At 56.9% G+C, this 20,851-nt stretch carries 22 protein-coding genes; 6 read left to right on the top strand and 16 right to left on the bottom strand.

Annotated features, from left to right (window positions below; all coding sequences use genetic code 11):
- Positions 1-161: 161 nt before the first annotated feature.
- The 3 genes from IM282_RS20550 to IM282_RS20540 all read right to left on the bottom strand — a co-directional run bounded on the left by IM282_RS20550 (position 162) and on the right by IM282_RS20540 (position 3,128).
- Complete coding sequence (locus IM282_RS20550; protein WP_045622096.1) at positions 162-1,169, bottom strand: LLM class flavin-dependent oxidoreductase; 1,008 nt, start codon at positions 1,167-1,169, stop codon at positions 162-164.
- 77 nt (positions 1,170-1,246) lie between these two features.
- The gene (locus IM282_RS20545; protein ID WP_192970775.1) at positions 1,247-2,125 is read right to left on the bottom strand and encodes a U32 family peptidase; all 879 of its coding nucleotides are present in this window, start codon (positions 2,123-2,125) and stop codon (positions 1,247-1,249) included.
- Positions 2,126-2,132: 7 nt separating this feature from the next.
- Complete coding sequence (locus tag IM282_RS20540; protein ID WP_022649510.1) at positions 2,133-3,128, bottom strand: peptidase U32 family protein; 996 nt, start codon at positions 3,126-3,128, stop codon at positions 2,133-2,135.
- Between the two features lie 221 nt (positions 3,129-3,349).
- Here IM282_RS20540 and IM282_RS20535 point away from each other — a divergent pair, with 221 nt between their 5' ends.
- A complete protein-coding gene (locus IM282_RS20535; protein WP_023307057.1) occupies positions 3,350-3,874 on the top strand; it encodes an SCP2 domain-containing protein in 525 nt (174 codons plus the stop codon).
- A complete protein-coding gene (locus IM282_RS20530) occupies positions 3,868-4,371 on the top strand; it encodes a GNAT family N-acetyltransferase (protein WP_022649509.1) in 504 nt (167 codons plus the stop codon). The genes IM282_RS20535 and IM282_RS20530 overlap by 7 nt, the downstream gene beginning before the upstream one ends.
- On the opposite strand, the gene IM282_RS20525 is transcribed toward IM282_RS20530, so the two are convergent.
- Entirely contained in the window at positions 4,358-4,687 is a 330-nt protein-coding gene (locus IM282_RS20525; protein WP_003861768.1) for a GIY-YIG nuclease family protein, read from the bottom strand. The genes IM282_RS20530 and IM282_RS20525 overlap by 14 nt on opposite strands.
- Before the next feature lie 14 nt (positions 4,688-4,701).
- Here IM282_RS20525 and IM282_RS20520 point away from each other — a divergent pair, with 14 nt between their 5' ends.
- Complete coding sequence (locus tag IM282_RS20520) at positions 4,702-5,136, top strand: YhbP family protein (protein WP_022649508.1); 435 nt, start codon at positions 4,702-4,704, stop codon at positions 5,134-5,136.
- Here the strand turns inward: IM282_RS20520 and IM282_RS20515 are convergent.
- The gene (locus IM282_RS20515; protein ID WP_015571965.1) at positions 5,116-5,634 is read right to left on the bottom strand and encodes a type 1 glutamine amidotransferase domain-containing protein; all 519 of its coding nucleotides are present in this window, start codon (positions 5,632-5,634) and stop codon (positions 5,116-5,118) included. The genes IM282_RS20520 and IM282_RS20515 overlap by 21 nt on opposite strands.
- Positions 5,635-5,762: 128 nt before the next feature.
- Between IM282_RS20515 and IM282_RS20510 the strand changes: the two genes are divergently transcribed.
- Positions 5,763-6,407 carry an NAD(P)H-binding protein gene (locus IM282_RS20510; RefSeq protein WP_022649507.1) on the top strand — a complete coding sequence of 215 codons (645 nt, stop codon included), beginning with the start codon at positions 5,763-5,765 and terminating at the stop codon, positions 6,405-6,407.
- A gap of 40 nt (positions 6,408-6,447) precedes the next feature.
- Positions 6,448-7,485, top strand: coding sequence for a permease (locus IM282_RS20505; RefSeq protein WP_192970774.1), 1,038 nt, complete (start codon positions 6,448-6,450; stop codon positions 7,483-7,485).
- 50 nt (positions 7,486-7,535) lie between these two features.
- Here the strand turns inward: IM282_RS20505 and dolP are convergent, their stop codons facing one another.
- From dolP to IM282_RS20485, 4 genes are read right to left on the bottom strand one after another with little or no spacing between them, the layout of a single operon-like run.
- Positions 7,536-8,111 (bottom strand): division/outer membrane stress-associated lipid-binding lipoprotein, encoded by a 576-nt coding sequence (gene dolP, locus IM282_RS20500; RefSeq protein WP_022649505.1) that lies wholly within the window; start codon positions 8,109-8,111, stop codon positions 7,536-7,538.
- 9 nt (positions 8,112-8,120) lie between these two features.
- Positions 8,121-8,711: a DnaA initiator-associating protein DiaA gene (diaA, locus tag IM282_RS20495; protein WP_003861754.1), complete on the bottom strand. Its 591-nt coding sequence runs from the start codon at positions 8,709-8,711 to the stop codon at positions 8,121-8,123.
- Positions 8,712-8,732: 21 nt separating this feature from the next.
- Positions 8,733-9,128: a YraN family protein gene (locus IM282_RS20490; RefSeq protein ID WP_022649504.1), complete on the bottom strand. Its 396-nt coding sequence runs from the start codon at positions 9,126-9,128 to the stop codon at positions 8,733-8,735.
- Positions 9,086-11,224: a penicillin-binding protein activator gene (locus IM282_RS20485; RefSeq protein WP_192970773.1), complete on the bottom strand. Its 2,139-nt coding sequence runs from the start codon at positions 11,222-11,224 to the stop codon at positions 9,086-9,088. Before IM282_RS20485 ends, IM282_RS20490 begins: the two co-directional genes overlap by 43 nt.
- Before the next feature lie 61 nt (positions 11,225-11,285).
- Here IM282_RS20485 and rsmI point away from each other — a divergent pair, with 61 nt between their 5' ends.
- Entirely contained in the window at positions 11,286-12,149 is an 864-nt protein-coding gene (gene rsmI / locus IM282_RS20480) for a 16S rRNA (cytidine(1402)-2'-O)-methyltransferase (protein WP_023298712.1), read from the top strand.
- Between the two features lie 67 nt (positions 12,150-12,216).
- Here rsmI and IM282_RS20475 read toward each other — a convergent pair whose 3' ends face one another.
- From IM282_RS20475 to agaF, 7 genes are all read right to left on the bottom strand, one after another.
- Positions 12,217-14,106, bottom strand: a complete 1,890-nt coding sequence (locus IM282_RS20475) for an enterotoxin (RefSeq protein WP_192970772.1) — start codon at positions 14,104-14,106, stop codon at positions 12,217-12,219.
- A 16-nt stretch (positions 14,107-14,122) separates the two neighbouring features.
- Entirely contained in the window at positions 14,123-15,295 is a 1,173-nt protein-coding gene (locus IM282_RS20470) for a MalY/PatB family protein (RefSeq protein ID WP_063147850.1), read from the bottom strand.
- A gap of 12 nt (positions 15,296-15,307) precedes the next feature.
- A complete protein-coding gene (gene malX, locus IM282_RS20465; protein WP_192970771.1) occupies positions 15,308-16,879 on the bottom strand; it encodes a maltose/glucose-specific PTS transporter subunit IIBC in 1,572 nt (523 codons plus the stop codon).
- A 116-nt stretch (positions 16,880-16,995) separates the two neighbouring features.
- Positions 16,996-17,868 carry a tagatose-bisphosphate aldolase subunit KbaY gene (gene kbaY, locus IM282_RS20460; protein WP_003861740.1) on the bottom strand — a complete coding sequence of 291 codons (873 nt, stop codon included), beginning with the start codon at positions 17,866-17,868 and terminating at the stop codon, positions 16,996-16,998.
- Positions 17,869-17,880: 12 nt separating this feature from the next.
- Positions 17,881-19,026 carry an SIS domain-containing protein gene (locus tag IM282_RS20455; protein WP_063147852.1) on the bottom strand — a complete coding sequence of 382 codons (1,146 nt, stop codon included), beginning with the start codon at positions 19,024-19,026 and terminating at the stop codon, positions 17,881-17,883.
- Positions 19,027-19,272: 246 nt separating this feature from the next.
- The gene (nagA, locus tag IM282_RS20450) at positions 19,273-20,406 is read right to left on the bottom strand and encodes an N-acetylglucosamine-6-phosphate deacetylase (RefSeq protein WP_063147853.1); all 1,134 of its coding nucleotides are present in this window, start codon (positions 20,404-20,406) and stop codon (positions 19,273-19,275) included.
- Entirely contained in the window at positions 20,403-20,837 is a 435-nt protein-coding gene (gene agaF / locus IM282_RS20445) for a PTS galactosamine/N-acetylgalactosamine transporter subunit IIA (protein ID WP_032626392.1), read from the bottom strand. The genes nagA and agaF overlap by 4 nt, the downstream gene beginning before the upstream one ends.
- Between the last annotated feature and the right edge of the window lie 14 nt (positions 20,838-20,851).

Raw genomic sequence — 20,851 nt, 5'->3', positions numbered from 1 at the left:
ACTACGACCGAAAAACCCAGAGTGTGCTCCGGATAGACTGAAAAGTGTTACCTATGTTCCCGGTCTGATCTGTTACCCATGTATCCGGTCATACACTACGCTTACCGGGCCTACAGGGATCGCGTAGGCCGGATAAGGCGAAGCCGCCATCCGGCAAAAAACTACCCCACCAACTCCTCTTTCACCTGCATCGCCAGATCAAATGAATGCAAACGCGCCTGATGATCGAAAATCTGGCCGTTGACCATAATTTCATCCGCCTGCGTTTCTCGTAGCACTGCCTCCAGACCGTGACGCACCTTCGCCTTATCACCCACCAGCGACATGCTCAGGGCCTGCTGCACGCCATACTGCTCGGAGGCCGACCACAGCTGATGCATATTTTCTACCGGTGGTGGCAACTGGCCCGTCTCGCCGCGACGCAGCTTCACAAACGCCTGCTGCATGGAGGTAAACAGGAATTCCGCGTCGCGGTTGCTGTCGGCGGCAATGATATTGATGCACACCATCGCATACGGCTTCTCAAGACGCTCGGAAGACTTGAAGTTTGTGCGGTAGAGATGCAGAGCCTGATGCAGCATATCCGGTGCGAAGTGGGAAGCGAACGCGAACGGCAGCCCCAGCTGTGCGGCAAGCTGTGCGCTGTACAGACTTGAGCCTAACAGCCACACCGGGATTTTCTCGCCGTAGCCCGGCACCGGGCGCACGTGCGGGTTAGGATCGCTCGCATCGAACCAGTCTACCAGCTCCGCTACATCACGCGGGAAGTTGTCGATATCGCCGCTCATATGGCGACGCAGGGCGCGCATGGTCGGCTGGTCGCTGCCCGGCGCGCGGCCAAGACCCAAATCAATACGACCGGGGTAGAGTGTATTCAGGGTGCCAAACTGCTCGGCAATCACCAGTGGGGCATGGTTCGGCAGCATCACGCCACCGGAGCCAAGGTGCAAAGTAGTGGTATTCGCCGCCAGATAGCCAATCAGTACTGAGGTGGCGGCGCTGGCGATGCCCACCATATTATGGTGCTCCGCCAGCCAGTAGCGGTGATAGCCACGTTTTTCGGCAAGCTGAGCCAGATCCAGAGAGTGCGAAAAGGCTTCTCTTGCCGAGGAGCCTTGTGGAATCGGTGCCAGATCCAGCACCGAAAACGGAATGGTTTTGTCAGTCATAACAGCTCACTTTGTCGACGGTCAATCTTTAATACTGCATTAAAAAATGATAACCGTTGTTAACAAAGTGAGCTTTTTTACCCCTGCAATTCCAGCCCGGCGAGACGTTTCCAGTAACCGTTGCAGTCGCTGTTTGCCGTCAGCGGCAGCGGCGAGGCGCCGTTTTCGTTGGTGCGGAAGGCGTCCAGCATGGCGAACACGCCGGTATCGAGCGGCGAAAGACGCACCATATCCACCAGCCCATGCATTGACGCCAGCTCGTTGCCGAGGTTATAGACGTAACCGCTCATAGTCTGAATGCCGTTGAGGACAAACACCTGCTGATTCTCCTGCGACAGCATGCTGCGTCCGTTCGGGTACTTAATGCAGCAGGTCTCACACTCGTCTTTCGGGCGATCTTCGGAACGCGCGGTGAAGCAGCGGGCAGAGTAGGCCAGCGGCAGATGGCCGTAGCTCAGCACTTCGACTTCAAACTGATTGCGAATGCCCAGCTCGTCACACTGATTTAGCAGGTTGACCAGCCAGTCGCGGGAGAGCTCAACCGGCATGCACCAGCGTGTCATCCCCTGTTTGAGCAGCAGGCGCAAGGTCACCGCGTTATAGCAGTTCAGCGCATGTCCGGCGACAAACGGCAGCTTACGCTCGGCGCACATGTTCACCACGCCCAGGTCGCTCGCCTCCAGCAGGAACTCACCGTTTTCGACGTAGCGCTTCAGCTCGCCCAGTTCAGAGGACGCCTGCACCAGCGCCAGCGTCGAGAGCACCACCTGCTTGCCGCTGCCGGCCAGGCTTTTCGCCATATCCAGCCAGTCGCCCACTTTGGTGGCGCGGCGCTTGCTGCACACCGCTTCGCCGAGGTAAATCACATCGGCGCTGCTGTTAGCCGCCTGCTGGTAAAAAACTTCCAGCGTCTCTTTTGGCCAGTAGTAAAGCACCGGCCCTAATGAATATTTCATGATTATCTCACTGCCATTTACGGTGATACGCGCCGAGCGTGGTTTGCGTGCCTTCGGACATCGCGCCGAGCGTCTCCATCCAGGCCGCCTGCGGGGCGTAGTTTTGCGGGTCGGCCATGCAGCGGTCGATGGCCTGACGCCACACCTTCGCCACCTGGCTCACGTAGGCCGGGCTACGCTGGCGGCCTTCGATTTTCACCGAGGCAATGTTGGCGGCCAGCAGTTCCGGCAGCAGCTCCAGCGTGTTGAGGCTGGTGGGCTCCTCCAGCGCGTGGTAGCGCTCGCCGTCCACCAGATAGCGGCCTTTGCACAGTGTCGGGTAGCCCGCGTTTTCACCGTCCTGATAGCGGTCGATTAACACGTTATTCAGGCGCGACTCCAGTCCCTGCGGCGTTTGCTGCCAGCGAACGAAGCGGGCAGGCGAGCAGGCACCGACGGTGTTTGGCGATTCCCCGGTAAGATAGGAAGAAAGATAGCAGCGGCCTTCGGCCATGATGCACAGGCTGCCGAAGGCAAAAACCTCCAGCGGCACTGGCGTGACGCGCGCCAGTTGCTTAACCTGATGAATAGAGAGCACGCGCGGAAGCACCACGCGGGCTACGTCAAAGTGTCGATGATAAAAACGCACGGCCTCTTCATTGGTGGCCGATGCCTGAACAGAGACGTGGCGCTCAATATGCGGATAACGTTCTGCCGCATACTCAAGCATAGCGAGGTCGGCCAGGATCAACGCATCGGCGCCCAGCTGGGCCGCCATATCCACGGCGCGCTGCCAGCGGGCGTAGCCATCAGGATGGGCAAAGGTATTGATGGCGATGTGCAGTTTGCGCCGGTGCTGGTGAACGAAGTTAACGGCTTCCTGAAGTTTTTTCTCCGTAAAGTTAAGACCCGCAAAATGGCGGGCATTGGTATCATCTTTCAGCCCGATATAGACCGCATCGGCCCCATTTTCGATGGCCGCCTTAAGCGCCGGAAGGTTTCCGGCAGGGCAGAGCAGCTCCATAATTTATCCCGATGTTGTCGATCGCAGGGATCGTAAAAAATGTTAACGAGCTGGGATTTTAATTAACCCATACGCGACAATTTTTGATTTAAGGCAGCTAATGGCGTATTGATGGCACCAATAATGAGGTATACCGGACAACGGTTTGTTGATTTACGCCGCTATCTTCTTGTCGGGATATGGCAAAATAGCAGGATTATAGCTATCAGGGAGTAAAGCTCGTGCTGGATAAACTGCGTTCACGTCTCGTACAATTCGGTCCATCAATGCTGAGCGTGCCGGTAAAACTGGCGCCGTTCGCGCTTAAACGCCAGGTGCTGGAACAGGTACTGAGCTGGCAGTTCCGCCAGGCGCTACAGGACGGTGAGCTTGAGTTTCTGGAAGGCCGCTGGTTAAAGATTGAAGTACGCGATATCGGGTTGCGCTGGTTTACTTCCGTAGAGAACGATCGGCTTATCGTCCGTGAAACCGCCGAGGCGGATGTCAGCTTTAGCGCGGATGCCAGCGATCTGCTGATGATCGCCGCGCGCAAACAGGATCCGGACACCCTCTTCTTCCAGCGTCGTCTGGTGATTGAAGGCGACACGGAGCTCGGTCTGTACGTCAAAAATTTAATGGATGCCATTGAGCTGGAGCAGATGCCGAACGCACTGCGTATGATGTTGATGCAAATGGCAGATTTCGTTGAGGCCGGGCTAAAAACCCCGCCGGACAGTAAACACACTTCAGTAGGTGAACCATGCTGATTCGAGTCGAAATTGGGATTGATGCGCCGGGTATCGATGCGTTGTTACGCCGCTCTTTTGCAGGCGACGCCGAAGCTCAACTGGTTCACGATCTTCGCGAAGATGGCCTGATTACGCTGGGCCTGGTTGCCACCGACGATGAAGGGCAGGTAGTCGGCTACGTGGCGTTCAGCCCGGTGATTGTGCAGGGTGAAGAGTTGCAGTGGGTCGGCATGGCGCCGCTGGCGGTGGATGAAAACTACCGTGGACAGGGCCTGGCACGCCAGCTGGTCTATGAAGGGCTGGATTCCCTGAATGAATTTGGCTATGCCGCTGTCGTCGTTCTGGGCGATCCGGCGTTCTACGAGCGTTTAGGCTTTGAGCCAGCGTCCAGATACGATCTGCGCTGCCACTGGCCAGGCACGGAAACATCTTTCCTGGTACATCCTCTGGCGGACGATTCGCTCGATGGGGTTACCGGTCTGGTGGAGTACCACGATCATTTCAATCGTTTTTAAGCAGGCTTTCGCGTAGCGCCTCGAAAGAGCCGTCCCCGTTGACGAGACGCTCTTTCTGGCGCTTCGTCAGCTGCTTGATGCGGTACTCCAGCCTGAGCGCCAGGGATCTGTCGCCCACGGCGGCTGAAAACGCCAGCTGAAGTTCACCTTTCCCCCGCAGTGCTTTCGCCCCTTTTCCCGTTTGATGTTGTAAAAAACGCCGTGCCACATCGGTAGTGATCCCGGTGTAGAGTGCGTTATCAGCGGTTCGGACAAGATAGAGAAACCAGCACACGGTAAACAGATTCAGTATGTTAAGGTGAACGCACCATAGCATGAGAGAGAGCGAAAATGGAAACACTGGCCGCCATTAACCGCTGGCTGGCAAAGCAGCATGTTGTGACCTGGTGCGTCTGTAAAGACGAGGAGATGTGGTGCGCAAATGCCTTTTATTACTACGATCCCGAGCGCGTGGCCTTTTACGTGATGAGCGAAGACAAAACGCGGCATGCGCAGATGACGGGCCAACAGGCAAAAGTGGCGGGCACGGTAAATGGTCAGCCTAAAACCGTTGCGCTGATCCGCGGGGTCCAGTTCAAAGGCGAAATTCGTCGCCTGGAAGGTGAGGAAAGCGACGCCCAGCGTAAACGCTATACGCGCCGCTTCCCGGTGGCCGCAGCGCTAAAAGCCCCGGTGTGGGAAATCCGCCTCGATGAGCTGAAATTTACCGACAACACCCTGGGCTTTGGCAAGAAGCTGCACTGGTTACGCACCGAGCAGGCGTAGCGCTTCGCGGTTAAACGCTGGAAGATCGTCCGGCGTACGGCTGGTGATCAGCTGATCGTTATCGTTCACCACTTCCTGATCGTAGAACTCGGCACCGGCGTTTTTCAGATCAATAACGATCGGTTTCACCGCGGTGAGCTTACGCCCGCGTACCACCTCGGCGCTGATCAGCAGCTGCGGGCCGTGGCAAATGGCAAACACCGGTTTACCGGTGCCGACGAAGTCACGGGTAAAGGTGACGAAACGCTCGTCCCCGCGCAGGGAATCCGGTGAATGGCCGCCCGGTAACAGCAGGGCGTCGAAATCCGACGGGCTGACGTTATCAATGGATTCGTCAATGGTCACGCTGGCTTCACCCTTGTGGCCCTTCACGGTTTTACCCGCTTCTTTTTCGATGGTGACCACCTCGTGGCCCGCCTTGCGGAATGCCTCTGCTGGCGACGTAAATTCTGAATCTTCAAACTCGTCGGTAATCAAGACTGCGATTTTTTTACCCATGCTTCCTCCGTTGTTTTCGCTTCAGACTGTTTTTTTCCCGTTTGTGGTAAATACTTACCGGTAACAGACTTTTAAGTGTGGTAGAGCAGGCCCAGATCGCAAACGGACAATTCTGTAAAGGGGACAAGATGAGTCAGGTACTGATTACCGGCGCAACCGGGCTGGTGGGTGGACATCTGCTGCGGCTGCTGATCCAGGATCGGCATATCAACTATATCGCCGCCCCGACGCGTCGCCCGCTGTTGGATATCACCGGCGTCTATAATCCGCACGATCCCCAGCTTACCGACGCGCTGGCGCAGGTGCAGGATCCCATTGATATCGCCTTTTGCTGCCTTGGCACCACCCGACGGGAAGCGGGCAGTAAAGAAGCCTTTGTCCATGCAGATTACACGCTGGTGGTAGATACCGCTCTGACGGCCAAGAAGCTGGGTGCTAAGCATTTCCTGGTGGTCAGCGCGCACGGCGCGAACGCAGGCTCGCCGTTTTTTTACAACCAGGTGAAGGGCAAAATGGAAGAGGCGTTAATCGCGCAGCAATGGGAGCGCCTGACCATCGTGCGGCCTTCCATGCTGATGGGCCACCGCGACGAACGGCGTTTTAACGAGTCTTTTTTCGCTCCGCTGTTTCGCATCCTGCCCGGTAACTGGAAGTCCATCGAGGCGCGGGATGTCGCGCAGGCGATGCTGAAAGAGGCACTGGCTCCGTCGCAAGAGGGGGTTAATATTATCCCTTCGGCAAAACTGCGTGAAATCGCGCAGGGCGAGGCGTAAACTTCCCCGGCTTATTAAATAACACCTTCCGGGGAATGGTATGACTGGTCAGTCTTCATCTCAGGCGGCAACACCTGTTCAGTGGTGGAAGCCCGCACTCTTCTTTCTTGTGGTCATCATTGGCCTCTGGTATGTGAAATGGCAGCCGTACTACGGTAAAGCCTTCACCGCCGCCGACACCCACAGCATCGGTAAATCGATTCTCGCGCAGGCCGATTCCAGCCCGCTTCGCGCGGCGTGGGATTACGCCATGATCTATTTTCTTGCCGTCTGGAAAGCGGCGGTATTGGGCGTATTGCTGGGCTCGCTGATTCAGGTACTTATCCCGCGTAACTGGCTGATAAAAACCCTGGGACAACCGCGCCTGCAGGGCACGCTGCTGGGAGCGATTTTCTCCCTGCCGGGCATGATGTGCTCCTGCTGCGCTGCACCGGTGGCGGCGGGTATGCGCCGACAGCGCGTGTCGATGGGCGGCGCGCTTGCCTTCTGGATGGGTAACCCCCTGCTGAACCCGGCAACGCTGGTGTTTATGGGCTTCGTTCTCGGCTGGCATTTCGCGTTTATCCGTCTGGCGGCTGGCCTGCTGACGGTGGTGCTTGTCGCTACGCTAGTGCAGCACCTGGTGAAAGACAACGAGGCCGGGCCTGCCTCCGTTGAGCTGGACCTCAGCGATCCGCAGGGCAGTTTCTTAGCTCGCTGGGGCAAAGCGCTGTGGCAGCTTTTCTGGAGCACAATCCCGGTCTATATCCTGGCCGTACTGGTGCTCGGGGCGGCGCGCGTCTGGCTGTTCCCGCATGCGGATGGCGCTATCGACAACACGCTGATGTGGGTGATTGCGATGGCGGTGGCCGGTTGCCTGTTTGTGATCCCAACCGCGGCGGAGATCCCGATTATTCAGACCATGATGATGGCTGGCATGGGTACCGCACCGGCGCTGGCGCTGCTCATCACGCTGCCGGCGGTGAGCCTGCCGTCGCTGATCATGCTGCGTAAGTCATTCCCGGCGAAAGCGCTGTGGCTGACGGCGGGGCTGGTGGCGTTGAGCGGAGTGATTGTGGGGAGTATGGCGCTGGTGTGAAAGAAAGCCCGGTGGCGCTGGCGCTTACCGGGCTTACAGTCAGGTGTGAATTACTTGATATAAGTAAAGGCGGTGGTGACGTGCTTCACGCCGCTCACCCGGCTGGCGATATCCGCCGCCGCTTTCCCTTCACGTTCTGTCACCAGGCCCAGCAGGAACACTTCGCCGTTCTCAGTGGTTACTTTCACGTTTGAGGATTTCACCTGGTCGGTACCCAGCAGCTGGGAACGCACTTTGGTGGTGATCCAGGTATCAGATGACGCGGTGCCGAGACCAATCGGCTGGCCCTGGCGGATCTCGTTAAACACTTCCGCCGTACCTTCTACGCCCATCGCGATCTGTTTGGCGCGCGAGGCGAGTTCAGGGGTTGGCGCCTGGCCTGCCAGCAGAACTTTGCCCTGATAAGCCGTCACGTTAATGCGTGCTTCCTTCTTGATCTGTTCGTCTTTCGACAGCGCACTGTTTACGCGCAGCTCAAGCGTACCGTCATCCACCTGCGTCCCAACGGTACGCGGATCGGTCGCTGCTTTGGTGCCGACCGCTGCGGTACCGACTACAGCGGCAGCGATGCATCCCTGAAGCAGTAATGCAGACATCACGACTGCAAGGGCCGATAAAACCTTCATGAGAACTCCTTAATCATCCTGGTGAGGGAAAAGCGTGTTATCGATCAGATCGCATAAGCAGTTCACCGTGAGCATATGCATCTCCTGGATGCGGGCGCTACGGTGCGAAGGAATGCGGATCTCCACATCCTGCGGCCCCAGCAGGCCAGCCAGCTCACCGCCGTCGTAACCGGTCAGGGCGACAATCGTCATGTCCCGGGTTACTGCCGCTTCAACCGCCTTAACGATATCCCGGCTGTTACCGCGCGTGGAGATCGCCAGCAGCACGTCTCCGGCATGGCCTAAGGCGCGCACCTGCTTGGCGTAAATTTCGTCATGCAAACGATCGTTGGCAATCGCAGTTAAGACCACGTTATCGGTGTTTAGTGCAATGGCTGGTAAACTCGGTCGCTCGGTTTCGAAGCGATTGATCATGCTGGCAGCAAAATGCTGTGCGTTGGCGGCGGACGTGCCATTGCCACAACAGAGGATTTTGTTGCCGTTGAGCAGCGACTGAACCAGCGTCATCGCTGCACGCGAGATCGCGTCCGGAAGGGCTTCCGCTGCGGCAATCTGCGTTTGAATGCTTTCTGTGAAGCACACTTTTATTCGTTCGAGCACGGTATCCCTTTAAAATCTTATTTATGCGTCTTCGCCAAACGCGTTTTTAAGCCAGTCGATCGCATTTCCGGTGAAGGCTACCACATCGAAACGGCAATCCACAGTATCAAAACTCCCATTATGGCGGGCAAGCCACAAGTGGGCAGTCTGTAATAATTTTTGTTGTTTGGCGAGCGTCACGCTGGCGGCAGCACCGCCAAAACGGGACGACTGTCGGTAGCGTACTTCAACAAACACGATGGTTTGACCGTCTTTCATAATCAGGTCAATCTCGCCGCCGCGCCCGCGAACGTTGGCGGCGACAAAGCGCAGTCCTTTGCCTTCAAGCCAGCGGCGCGCTTTTAGCTCCCACGCGTCGCCGGTCTCTTTGCGGCTTAACTGGCCGGGACGATCTGCCCCTGCTGGTATTTGAGCCATGATAACTTCCTGTTAATCACACAATCCTGATCGGCGGTCAGATCGCCGGTATTCCCGTTAAGCTCAAAGCCCGGTACCTGGCGCATCTGGGTAAAGTGGTTTGCCAGCGCCCAGGCATCGACGCCCATCGCGTACAGACGCGCCAGGGAATAATCATTGCGCACCGCGCCCAGCGCCTGCTGCATCAACTGCGGGTTGCTGCCTGCCAGCAAAGGGATCTCGCTGTATTGCAGTCCTTCCATTTCCAGACGGAAATCCGGGCCTGCGGTACCCTGTGCGCTGCGTGAGCTGGCGTAGAGCGTTGCGCCGCTCTGGCTGCCGTTACGCATGGCGATCATTGGTTTGATAAAGGCGATCTCTTCCGGCGTAGCGACGATGTACGCCGAATCCACTTTACCGCCGCCGCTGATTTGCGCGTCGGTAGGGGGGGCTGGGATCGTCAGACCGCCGATGGTGACGCTCTGCTGCTGCGGCAGGCTGGCGGATACCGGGCTACCGTTGAGGGCAATACCTGCCCCGCCGTTCACGCCCGCTCTCAGTTCGGAAGCTGAGCCAAATTTCTGCTGCAACACCACGCCACCGCCAAGGGTCTGCCACTCTTGCGCAAAGGCGTTGGCAACGCGGTCGCCCAGCGTGCTGCGTGGGATCAGCAGCAGCGGCGCCTGTTTGCCCTGCTCGTGGATATGACGGGCCGCATCGCGGGCTTCATCCTCCGGAGAGAGGGCGAAGTAACAGATATTGGCGCGGTTCTGAACCTGCTCTGGCTGGTTCAGCGCAAGCACGTTCAGCGTGGTGTTGCTCTTCATCAGCGCTTCCACGTTGTTTTTCAACAGCGGGCCGACAACGATGCTGGCCCCGTCCTGCTGAACCTGCGCCAGCACCTGGTCAAGCGGCTGGGCGCTGGTGTCGTAGATTTTCAACTCTGCACCAGGGTTAGCGCTGGTGGTGGCCACAGCCTGCGGCTGGGCTGCTGGCTGCTGTTCCGGCTGCGCGGTTTGCGGCTGAGGTTGTTCTGCCGTCGCGGGCGCCGGAGTTTCAGCCGGGGCCTGTGTTGCCGCAGGCGCTGAGGTAGCGGGTTGCGTCGTTGGGGCGGTAACCGGATTCTGCATGGTGCCCTGGGCAGGGGGTTGCGCGGTGGTCAGGTCGCTGGTTTCGGCGGCTGACGGACTGACGACGTCGTTCACATTCGCCGCCTGTGCTGCCTGCGCCGGAACGGCGCTGCCGGTGACGGCGGTAGTGCCGTTTTTCGCGGCTTCAAAACCTTGCTGAATGGCGCGGCCAAACACCGCTGCCTGGCCGTTTAACGGCAGCAGCAGGGCGATTTTGCTGGTGGAGGCGGGCTTAAAGTTTTGCACGTTCACCAGCTGCGTTGGCAGCATTTTTGCTCCCGGGTTTTGCGGGTAGCGCTTTTGCCAGTCGGTAATGCCGGCTTTCAGCATGTTCGGATCGCTGCGGTTGTTGAACCACATCTGTTGCAGATCCAGCCAGCCTTGCAGGACATTTTCATCGGCGTTGATCACCAGCGCTCTGGCCTGATCCTGGGTCATGGAGGCGAGTGCCTGCCAGGTTGCGTCAATATTTTTCTGCTTGTCCGCACCCGCAAGCAGAGGCTCCTGGGCAATCAGCGCGCGGAGAAGCGTCAGGGAGGGGCGACCCTGCTCAGCGGTGATACCGGCCTGCCAGAAACGGGCCTGCTGATTCTTATCCAGCGCGCTCAGTTCGAGAGTGCCGAGGATCTTCTTCGCGCCGTCGAAATCTTTCTGCGCGACCTTCAGTTCTGCCGACAGCAGCGTCTGCTCATGGCGCTGATCGTCGTTAAGATCCTGCGGCAGCTGGCTGAACAGCTCGGCGGCCTGCTGGGTTTTTCCTTCCTTCAGCAGTGCACGAATGGCGAGTAATTGCCAGTTGATCCTGGTATCATTTGAACTCTGCGACATTTGTTGCAGATAAAAGCCAGAATCAGCCTGAGCGGATCCCTGCATATGAGCAGTGCTCTGGTCGGGTGCCTGAGTGCCGCAGCCTGTAAAGATCAGAGCTGCCAGCAGGAGGGGCACGCTGTGCGCAGCTTTTTTACGAAGAAACGTTAACGGTACCATACTGTATCCAGTGATTTTTTTACGCAATGCTCAATATTAAATCGGCAATACGGACGAAACAATGAAACAACACGAAACGGCAGATAATTCTCAAGGCCAGCTTTATATTGTACCTACTCCTATCGGGAATTTGTCTGATATTACCCAACGTGCACTCACTGTATTGCAAGCTGTTGATTTAATTGCTGCTGAAGACACCCGTCATACCGGTTTACTGCTGCAGCACTTTGCCATTAACGCCCGTCTGTTTGCCCTGCACGATCACAATGAGCAACAAAAAGCCGAAACGCTGGTGGCGAAGCTGAAAGAAGGGCAGAACATCGCGCTGGTCTCCGATGCGGGTACGCCGCTTATCAACGATCCGGGTTACCATCTGGTGCGCACCTGCCGTGAAGCAGGGATCCGCGTTGTGCCGCTGCCGGGGCCGTGTGCTGCTATTGCCGCATTAAGTGCGGCGGGCCTGCCGTCCGATCGTTTCTGCTACGAAGGTTTCCTGCCTGCTAAATCCAAAGGCCGTCGCGACGTGTTAAAGGATCTGGAAGCAGAGCCGCGTACCCTGATTTTTTACGAATCAACCCACCGCCTGCTGGAAAGCCTGGACGATATGGTTACCGTCTGGGGCGAATCCCGCTACGTGGTGCTGGCGCGCGAGCTGACCAAAACCTGGGAAACGATCCACGGTGCGCCGGTTGGCGAACTGCTGGCGTGGGTGAAAGAGGATGAGAACCGCCGCAAGGGCGAAATGGTGCTGATTGTCGAAGGGCATAAAGCGCAGGAAGACGCCCTGCCTGCCGATGCGCTGCGTACGCTGGCCCTGCTACAGGCTGAACTGCCCCTGAAAAAAGCGGCGGCGCTGGCGGCGGAGATCCACGGCGTGAAGAAAAATGCGCTGTATAAATATGCGCTGGAGCAGCAGGGGGAGTAAGCCCCTGCCGCCTGTTTTGCCGGGTGGCGGCTTCGCCTTACCCGGCCTACACCGTGTCAAAGCCTCACTATTTTCCCGGCATCGCCTCAAACACCAGCGTTTCCAGCGGTTGCAGCGTAATCACCACAGCGTTTTTATATTCCTCTGGTACGGTCGAATTACTGCCGTACACGGCTTTCAGGGTAAACTGCGAGCGCTCTCCTGCCGGGATCTCAAAATCTTTGGTTAAATCCAGGTAGTAACGTTGCGGCTTATCCGACGGGTTGCGTAAACCAAAAATCGCTTTGTCTTTACTCCATGAGGCCCAGCCGTAAACCTCAAGCGAAGTTGGGTCACCGCCAATCCAGTGCGTATCCACCAGCACGCTGGCATTCTCACGCGACCACTTCGCCGCCTGTGCCAGGGTATCCCACTTCGCCTTGTTAAGCATGGACGGCGTGATGTACAGCTCCTGAAGCTGAGTTCCGGTCGCGAAGTAGCTCCAGACCTGATCGGCAAAATCACCGTCCGTTTGTACTTTCTCCAGTCCATAGTAAGCGTTCTCTGCGCTGACGATCCCGTGGTACATCAGGGAGTTCAGCGGGAACAGCGGGCCTTTGCGTACGATGGAGCGATAAGTTTCGGCATCCCGGTAGGTCATCCACTGCTGCACTGGCGTGCCGGGACCGTACAGGTTGATATCATCGCCCTGACGCCAGATTGAATCAGCATAGAACAGCCAGGACGGGCTCGCGTCGGTGCCGGTGGTCAGGTTGATAAACAGGTTCGGGTTTGCGCTGCGCATGTTGTGCAGCAGGGCAATGGACGCGTCAAAATCCGATGCAAATGGGCTGCCCTTGATATGCGAATTGGCGTTACCCATTCCGTCGAGCTTGAACGAGGTAATGTGCTCGTTTTTGATCAGCTTAATGATCTGATCGTTAAAGTTTTTAAAGTAGTTCGGCCCCGACAGCGCCAGCTTGCCGTCTACGGTTTCGAAACCATACTCTTTTGCATGCGAGACGCGAATATCGCGCGGCTTGTTGTAACCGCCCCACGGTGAAAGCCACAGCCCAACCGAGCTATGCAGGCTATCGGCTTTTTCCCTGACTTTGCCAAAACCGTTGCTGAATGCCGGGCCAAACAGCCAGCGTCCGGTGCGATCGTCCCAGCCATCGTCCAGCAGGAACGCGTCCAGCGCCACCCCGCGTTCGGCAATAAATTCTTTATTCCATTCGTCCATCCGCCCAATGACATCCTGCTCGGAGTAAGGAGTAAAGAAGCCAATGTCCATCCAGCTGTTGTAGTGCAGATAAGGCTTATAAGGCCGCGGGCGCACGGCATCGATAAACTGGTTTACGCTGCGCCGCAGCTGATTAGTTTCCGGGAAAGTGCCGAACCAGGTGGTAAAACTGACCGGTGTCTCAGGCAGAATTGGCGTTTTCAGCTCCACGTTGAGGTTCGTGGTGGCTTCATAAGCGTAAGTATTCACAATCGGTTTGTCTGGCAGGATGAAGAACGAGTCGGCCACGATTGGCGAGCTGTTAATCGCCCCGTCAACGTAAGGTGCCTGAGACTGCTTCTTCGTCGGGAAGAAGGTCATTTTCGCTACGTCCCGCGGCTGCCCGACGGCGGCGATGGTGTAGCCGATGCTGGCGTATTTTCCCTTCACCAGGTTCAGTTTCACCGTTACGTTAAAATCCGGATGCGTAAAGTCGATGACTATCGCGTTGTCCTGCTTTTCGACGTGCTTGATTTTGAAATCAGCGGTGTGGATTTTTGTTTCATCCGGCAGTGTCAGAAAGAACAACTCCTGTGGCGTGAGCGGATGGTTAGCCTTGCTGTCCGTTACTACTACCGTTGCATTTGCATCATCAAACGAAAGGGCAATATTGTTGTTACTGAGCGCGTAGTTTGCTGCCGCCGCGCCATGAGAAACACAGAGAGCCAGCAGCGAGAGAGTGAGCATTTTTTTCATCGGGGTAAGATCCTTATCAGTAATGCTTCAGCATTCGGTTGATGGACTGTTCCAGCCAGTAGCGCTGGGTGCCGAAGTTAATACGCAGGTAGTTTTCGCCGTTTTGTACGTAGTGGCTGCCATCTTCGATGACCACGCCAGCGTGTTTTGCGAAATGTTGGGTTAGCGCCGTCGCACTGCGATCGTCCGCACTGACGTCTATCCAGGCGAGATACGACGACTCCGGGTTCATCATCTTCCATGCAGGGAAGTGGGTCTGGATGGCATCTGCAAGGTAGCGGGCATTGCCGCGCAGATAACCATTCAGCGCGTCGAGCCATGGCAGACCTTGCTGATAAGCCAGAATAATTCCCCACACGCCGAAGATATTGGGCGAGGTAATGGAGTTCTTCTCCAGCTGCTGGCGGAAACGCTGGCGCAGCGAATCGTCTGGAATCATTGAGTAGGATGTTTTTAGCCCGCCAAGGTTGAAGGCTTTATTGGGGGAGGTCAGCACAATCAGATTGTCCTGGGCGGCACAGCCCGAAGTCAGACAGCTGACGAATGTACCGTCCAGAATGTGCTCGGCGTGAACCTCATCAACCACCAGAATCGTGCCGTAGCGCTTACAGAGATCGGACACCTGGCGTATCTCATCCGCGCGCCAGATGCGGCCCGAGGGGTTATGCGGCGAGCAGAAGAACCACAGTTTTGGACGGTGAGTTTTGAGCTGAACTTCAATCAGATTAAAATCCAGCTGATAGCGGTTTTCCTTCACGCTCAGCGGATTTGCAAGCACCCGCACGCCCTGTCGCTGTGTCGCCATCGCAAACGGGTCATACACCGGGGTGTTCATCATCACGCAGTCGCCGGGATTGCAGAACGCCTGAACCGTATAGTGCAGCGTAGAAACGGTGCCGTAGGTCAGGGTGATCCATGACTTATGCACCTCAACCTGATGACGGGTGCGCTGGAAGGCGATGACCGCATCGTAGAATTCGTCGAAGCACCAGGTGTAACCGAAGGTGCCATGCTCCACGATGCGCTGAAAGCCTTCAATCACGGCGGGTGGCGAGGTGAAATCCATGTCTGCTATCCACAGCGGGATAAATCCCTCCGGGACATCACCGAAACGCGAACACACAAACGCATGATCCCATTTACGGCATTTATCGCTTTTACGCTCAATGATTCTGTCGAAATCAAACACAACGACCCCCTGTTAAATTAAGGCTTCAATACCGGATTTGACGCTCTGCACCTGCGGGCCGATGATCACCTGAACGCTGTGGGCATCAAGCACCACGACTGACAAGGCGCCAGCGGCCTTCAGCGCCTGCTGGTCGATAAGCCCCATATCTTTCACCACCAGACGTAAGCGGGTAATGCAGTTGTCGAGCGACTCAATATTCTCTTTACCGCCAAGCGCGCGAAGAATAAGCCCATGATCGTATTTTGATTTTCCACGTGCCCGGGTATTGGCTTCCACCGCCTGGAGCGCACCCTGCGCGTCAACCTCACGGCCTGGCGTTTTTATATCGTGCTTGAGGATGTACCAGCGGAAGACGAAGAAGTAGATAGCAAACCAGGCAATACCCACCGGGAACAGCAGATACCATTTGGTCGACATCCCCTGCATGACGCCGAAGATCAGCAGATCCAGAATACCGCCGTCAGTGTTGCCGATGGTGACGCCGAGCAGCGCCATCACCATCAGCGCCAGGCCAGACATAACGATATGAAACGCGTAAAGCACAGGGGCAATAAACAGGAACAGGAACTCAATCGGCTCTGAAATACCCGTGACAACTGAAACCAGCACGCCTGAAAGCAGCAGCCCTTTAATCACCGGACGGTTTTCCGGGCGCGCGGTGCGGTAGATAGCGTAAGCCACGGCAGGCAGGCCGAAGATAAAGGTCGGCATAAACCCTTGCGATAAAAATGCCGTAACGTGCGGGCTAAACGGCAGACCCGCTTTCAGCTCGGCGTAGAAAATGTTCAGCGCACCGGCCACTTCCTGGCCGTTAACCATCTCAATGCCGCCCGCCGGGGTGAAGCGCACCATCGCCAGCAGAATGTGATGCAGGCCAAAAGGTTTGAGTAGCAGCACGCCCACGCCATACAGGAACGGCCCAAAGACGCTGGTGCTCTGGATGATATGACCAATCCCGGTAATGCCCATTGCCACATATTCCCACAGCAGGGGGATGACCAGGCCGACCAGCGACAGGGTGAGGGCGGTAACAATCGGTACAAAACGAATGCCGCTAAAGAAGGCAAATGCGTCGTGCAGCACCGTGTCCTGGAAGCGTTCGTGCAGGAAGTAGGTGATCACCCCTACCACAATGCCGCCGAGCACGCCCATCTCCAGCGTTTGAATGCCAAGCACGATGGATTGTCCCACCTGTCTCATGGTGGCGGCATCCGCAAGCTGGTGGGTGGCGGTCAGGTAGTAGTTGATGCTCATGTTCATCAGCATGTAACCAACGAATCCGGCAAAAGCGCCCACCGCTTTATTACGCCTGGCAAGGCCCATTGGGATCGCCATGGCAAACATCAGCGGCAGATAGGTAAAAGCAAAGCCACCGACCATGGCGATAAAACCAAAGGTGAGCTGCGTTAACTCGCCGCCCAGAAAGGGAAAACTTTTGATGGTGGAAGGGCTGGTGACAGAACTACCGATACCTAACAACAACCCCATAAAGGCCAATAGCGAAACCGGGAACATAAACGTCTTTCCCAGGCTCTGGAAAAACTCCCACGCTTTCGATTTAAACGACTTTTCCTGTGTCATGTAGGGACTCCTCGGATTTTTAGGATAATGGAAGGCGCTGTCCGGCTTAAGGACGCGCCTTCATATTTGCGAGGCTTATAGTTATTTTTTAGGTACTAACGTTATGCGCGATGGGTTCAGGCTTCAGCCGGAAGCAGCAGCCGGTTCGCCGAGCCGCAAACGGTGATTTTGCTTCTGACCACCTCTTTCATGGCATCCATGCCGACGCGCATGTAGAAGCGCGGATCGTTGCCCTGTGGGTTCTCGGCAAACCAGGCTTTGACTGCGTCAGAGAAGGCGATTTTCAGCTCTGTTGCGACGTTAACTTTGCAGACGCCCAGCTCAATGGTGCGGCGCACATCCTCATCCGGAACATCGCTCGCACCGTGCAGTACCAGCGGCACTGTCACTACCTCGCGGATCTCGGCCAGCCGCTGGAAGTCGATTTTTGGGCGTTTGGTATAGAGGCCGTGCGCGGTTCCGATGGCAACGGCGAGGCTGTCCACGCCTGTCAGTTCGACAAAGCGTTTTGCTTCCTGCGGGTCGGTCAGGAACGCGCTTTCGGCGTCGACGCTCATGTCATCTTCCACTCCACCCAGTCGGCCCAGTTCGGCCTCGACGCTACAGTCGTTGAGGTGACAGAAATCGACGACCGATTTCACCAGCTTGACGTTTTGTTCGAAGGGGTAATGGCTACCGTCGATCATTGCGCTACGTACGCCGGCATGGACTTTGCGGCGAATGTCATCCAGCGATTCGTGGTGATCGAGGTGTAGCGCCAGCGGCATGTCATAAGTAAGGGAATATGCGCTGCACAAGGCGTAGATCTCTTCCAGCGCAATATGTTTAAACGTCCCCGGCGTACCCGCGAGGATCACCGGGGATCGCATTTCGCTACAGACTTCGAGGATCGCCTGGATCGTCTCGGCGTTATGAATGTTAAAGGCCGGAACGGCATAGCCCTTTGCCTGTGCGTCCTGCAAAAGATATTTGGTGGAAATAATACTCATGAGCCTGTCCTCTTAAGCCTGCCACGGATGAATAACGACGCCCTGGACCACACGGTTAACCGTACCGCTGGCGGATGGCGTATCTGGCGTATTGCCAACGTGCAGAGACTGGGTCAGTGCGAAGACCTGGGCGTACATCAGGAAGCAGAACGCCTGCTCCATATCGTTAAATGAACGAGAAGGCGGCAGCAGGATATGCGGGCCAGCTTCAATGACCGGATCCGTTTCGGCTGCAATGGCTACCACGCGCATAGCCTGACGATCGCGACGCAGCTCGGCGAGCAGATCCAGATCGTACTGACGCGTGTACGGATGGCTGGAGACAAACACGACGACCAGCGTTTCGTTGTCCACCAGTGACTTAGGCCCGTGACGGAAACCCGTTGGCGAATCGTAGAATGCCGCCAGTTTGCCGGCGGTCAGCTCCAGCACTTTCAGCGCAGACTCCCGTGCGGCGCCCTGTAATCCACCGCTGCCCAGATAAACAATGCGTTTCCACGGTTCGTTACCAAAGACGCCGGGGCTGAAATCGCCAAGCGAAGTGAGGATCGCCTGACAGCGATCGGACACGTTCCGGAACGTTTTGCTGTTGATCGTTTCCGGTGCGAATACCGCCAGGCAGCTCGCCATCATGGTGGTGATGCTGCTTGTCATCGCGAACCCGCGATCGTGCGTTTCGGCTGGCATGAGCAGAGCGCAGGCGTTATCGCTGTCGACGGCATTCTGGTACAGGCTGCCCGCTTCATTACAGGTGATCGACAGGTGGTAGCACTCCGGTACGAACTGATTCGCCAGCTCAACGGCGGCGACGCTCTCCGGGCTATTGCCAGAACGGGCGAAAGAGACCAGAAGCAGCGGGTGCGCAGGGCTGAAATAATCCATCGGGTTGGTGACCAGATCGGTCGTAGGTATCGCGGTGATGTTTTTCCCCGTGTGGCTGGCAAGCCATGGCGCAATGATGTCGCCGATAAAAGCGGACGTACCCGCGCCGGTCAGAACGATCCGCAGATCGGGCTTGCGCAACAGTGGCGTCAGAAAACTGTCGATCGAGGTGCGCAGGTTATCAATATTGTTGAGCGAGCGAAGCCAGCTCGCTGGCTGCTGGCGGATCTCTTTTTCGGTCCAGGTGCCGGTGGTGGCGGTAGTGGTTTGTGGCATAACTCAGTCCTTAGTCGTGTGAATTCCACATCAGACGCTGGCAAACGTGTCGCTATCTTTCGTTTCGTTTCACTTGTTAACTTTAGCAGTTAAATAAAATCTATAGAAAAGAAATCGAAAGTTCAATGGCGTAAAAGAAATAAAACGAAAAGTGTGATCGCGAAAGGAAAGGAGAAAGTCAAGGAAAGGAAAAGAAAGGCCTTACGATCGTCTTCCGTAAGGCCAACAGGGCACACTGTGAAAGGGCTACAGGGAAAGAGCCTGACCCTGGATCCAAATCTGCCGGAGGTGTAAACCCGCATCCAGCGCAATAATATTGGCGCGTTTGCCAGGCGCTAACGATCCCAGCAAGTGATCCATACCGAGCAGACGGGCGGGATGCAGTGAAGCCATATGGATAGCTTGCTCTGGGGCGACCCCCGTATGCTCCACCATATTTCGCACGGCGGCATCCAGCGCGAGCGTGCTGCCCGCCAGCCCGCCTGAGGCCGTGCGGACAACGCCGCCCTGCATCTCGACACTTTCACCACACAACGTATAGCCCCCATCAGGCATACCCGCCGCCTGCATGGCATCGGTAATCAGCACCGTACGATCCTTCGCGCAGCAACAACACAGCCGCATGGCTCCAGGATGAACGTGATGCCCGTCGGCAATAAGCTCCAGCCACGCGCGTGGGTCCGTAAGGCCAGCGCCAACCATGCCGGGCTCCCGGTGGTGTAACCCCGTCATGCCGTTGTAGCAGTGCACCAGCCCGGCTGCGCCTGCATCAAATGCGGCCAGGGTTTGCGCGTATGTAGCGGCGCTGTGGCCCAGCATGACGCGTATCGCTTTTTGCTTGAGGTGATGGATCGCCTTCAGGGCTTCCGCTTTTTCCGGAGCAAGCGCCACTACCCGCAGCGTGTTCTGCGAAACCGCAATCAGATCATCAAGTTCCGCGAGATCCAGTTCGCGAAACAGTCCTTGCGGATGTGCCCCTTTGTTCTGCGGCGTAAAGTACGGGCCTTCCAGATAGCTGCCCAGGACCTGCGCACCGGGGCCACCGACATGACAGCGTCGGGCAATGCGCCGTAACGCGCTATGGATCGCCTCCAGCGGAGCGGTGACGGTGGTAGGCAGAAACGCCCCCACGCCTTCACGCGCTTTATGCATGGCTAACCGGTCCAGCACGTCGGGGGCATCATCCATCACATCCACACCCGCGCCGCCGTGGACGTGGATATCAATGTATGCCGGGCAAAGCAGGTCTGCCTCGCGGGTGTTAACCCCTGCCGGAATCGGCTCGATGGCGGTGATGACGCCTCTATCCATGCGCAACTGATGGTCATCCAGCCAGCCCTGCCCGGTAAGCAGACGACGCGCGCGCAGCAGCTGGCTCATATCCCTTCCTCGGCGGGCGCTTCCTCGCGACAGCGTGCAAGCTCATCCACCAGGCTGGTCAGGCCGCGATGGCCGCACTCCAGCGCCTGCAAACGAAATGCTTCACTGCTTAACCCGTCGCGCTCCAGAACCATCTCCAGCAAAAGCTGGAGATTGGTGCCGGTGATCACTTCGCTGCCGGGGTGTTGCATCGCGAGGGTAGAGGCCACACGAAACGGCGTACCGCCGAGAAGATCGGTGAGAAACACGATATCGTGCTCTGCATCCAAATCATTCACTGCCTGCTCAAGCTGCGCGGTCAGCCGCGCAGTGGTGGAGCTTTCCGGAAAATCGATGGCGATAAACTGCGGCTGTTCGCCGAGGATTTGCTTCATCGCCTGTTCCAGCCCGCTGGCAAAACCGCCATGACCCGTCAAAATAATGCCTAACATCGCAACCTCTTTGC

The organism is Enterobacter cloacae complex sp. P29RS (assembly GCF_014893445.1).
Lineage (GTDB): Bacteria > Pseudomonadota > Gammaproteobacteria > Enterobacterales > Enterobacteriaceae > Enterobacter > Enterobacter intestinihominis.
This window is presented reverse-complemented; position numbering and strand designations above follow the sequence as displayed.

Excerpts from the sequence above, each read along its gene's own strand:
- IM282_RS20550 (WP_045622096.1), bottom strand. The coding sequence starts at position 1,169 with ATGACTGACAAAACCATTCCGTTTTCGGTGCTGGATCTGGCACCGATT.
- IM282_RS20545 (WP_192970775.1), bottom strand. The coding sequence starts at position 2,125 with ATGAAATATTCATTAGGGCCGGTGCTTTACTACTGGCCAAAAGAGACG.
- IM282_RS20540 (WP_022649510.1), bottom strand. The coding sequence starts at position 3,128 with ATGGAGCTGCTCTGCCCTGCCGGAAACCTTCCGGCGCTTAAGGCGGCC.
- IM282_RS20530 (WP_022649509.1), top strand. The coding sequence starts at position 3,868 with ATGCTGATTCGAGTCGAAATTGGGATTGATGCGCCGGGTATCGATGCG.
- IM282_RS20525 (WP_003861768.1), bottom strand. The coding sequence starts at position 4,687 with ATGCTATGGTGCGTTCACCTTAACATACTGAATCTGTTTACCGTGTGC.
- IM282_RS20520 (WP_022649508.1), top strand. The coding sequence starts at position 4,702 with ATGGAAACACTGGCCGCCATTAACCGCTGGCTGGCAAAGCAGCATGTT.
- IM282_RS20515 (WP_015571965.1), bottom strand. The coding sequence starts at position 5,634 with ATGGGTAAAAAAATCGCAGTCTTGATTACCGACGAGTTTGAAGATTCA.
- IM282_RS20510 (WP_022649507.1), top strand. The coding sequence starts at position 5,763 with ATGAGTCAGGTACTGATTACCGGCGCAACCGGGCTGGTGGGTGGACAT.
- IM282_RS20505 (WP_192970774.1), top strand. The coding sequence starts at position 6,448 with ATGACTGGTCAGTCTTCATCTCAGGCGGCAACACCTGTTCAGTGGTGG.
- dolP (WP_022649505.1), bottom strand. The coding sequence starts at position 8,111 with ATGAAGGTTTTATCGGCCCTTGCAGTCGTGATGTCTGCATTACTGCTT.
- IM282_RS20490 (WP_022649504.1), bottom strand. The coding sequence starts at position 9,128 with ATGGCTCAAATACCAGCAGGGGCAGATCGTCCCGGCCAGTTAAGCCGC.
- IM282_RS20485 (WP_192970773.1), bottom strand. The coding sequence starts at position 11,224 with ATGGTACCGTTAACGTTTCTTCGTAAAAAAGCTGCGCACAGCGTGCCC.
- rsmI (WP_023298712.1), top strand. The coding sequence starts at position 11,286 with ATGAAACAACACGAAACGGCAGATAATTCTCAAGGCCAGCTTTATATT.
- IM282_RS20475 (WP_192970772.1), bottom strand. The coding sequence starts at position 14,106 with ATGAAAAAAATGCTCACTCTCTCGCTGCTGGCTCTCTGTGTTTCTCAT.
- malX (WP_192970771.1), bottom strand. The coding sequence starts at position 16,879 with ATGACACAGGAAAAGTCGTTTAAATCGAAAGCGTGGGAGTTTTTCCAG.
- kbaY (WP_003861740.1), bottom strand. The coding sequence starts at position 17,868 with ATGAGTATTATTTCCACCAAATATCTTTTGCAGGACGCACAGGCAAAG.
- IM282_RS20455 (WP_063147852.1), bottom strand. The coding sequence starts at position 19,026 with ATGCCACAAACCACTACCGCCACCACCGGCACCTGGACCGAAAAAGAG.
- nagA (WP_063147853.1), bottom strand. The coding sequence starts at position 20,406 with ATGAGCCAGCTGCTGCGCGCGCGTCGTCTGCTTACCGGGCAGGGCTGG.
- agaF (WP_032626392.1), bottom strand. The coding sequence starts at position 20,837 with ATGTTAGGCATTATTTTGACGGGTCATGGCGGTTTTGCCAGCGGGCTG.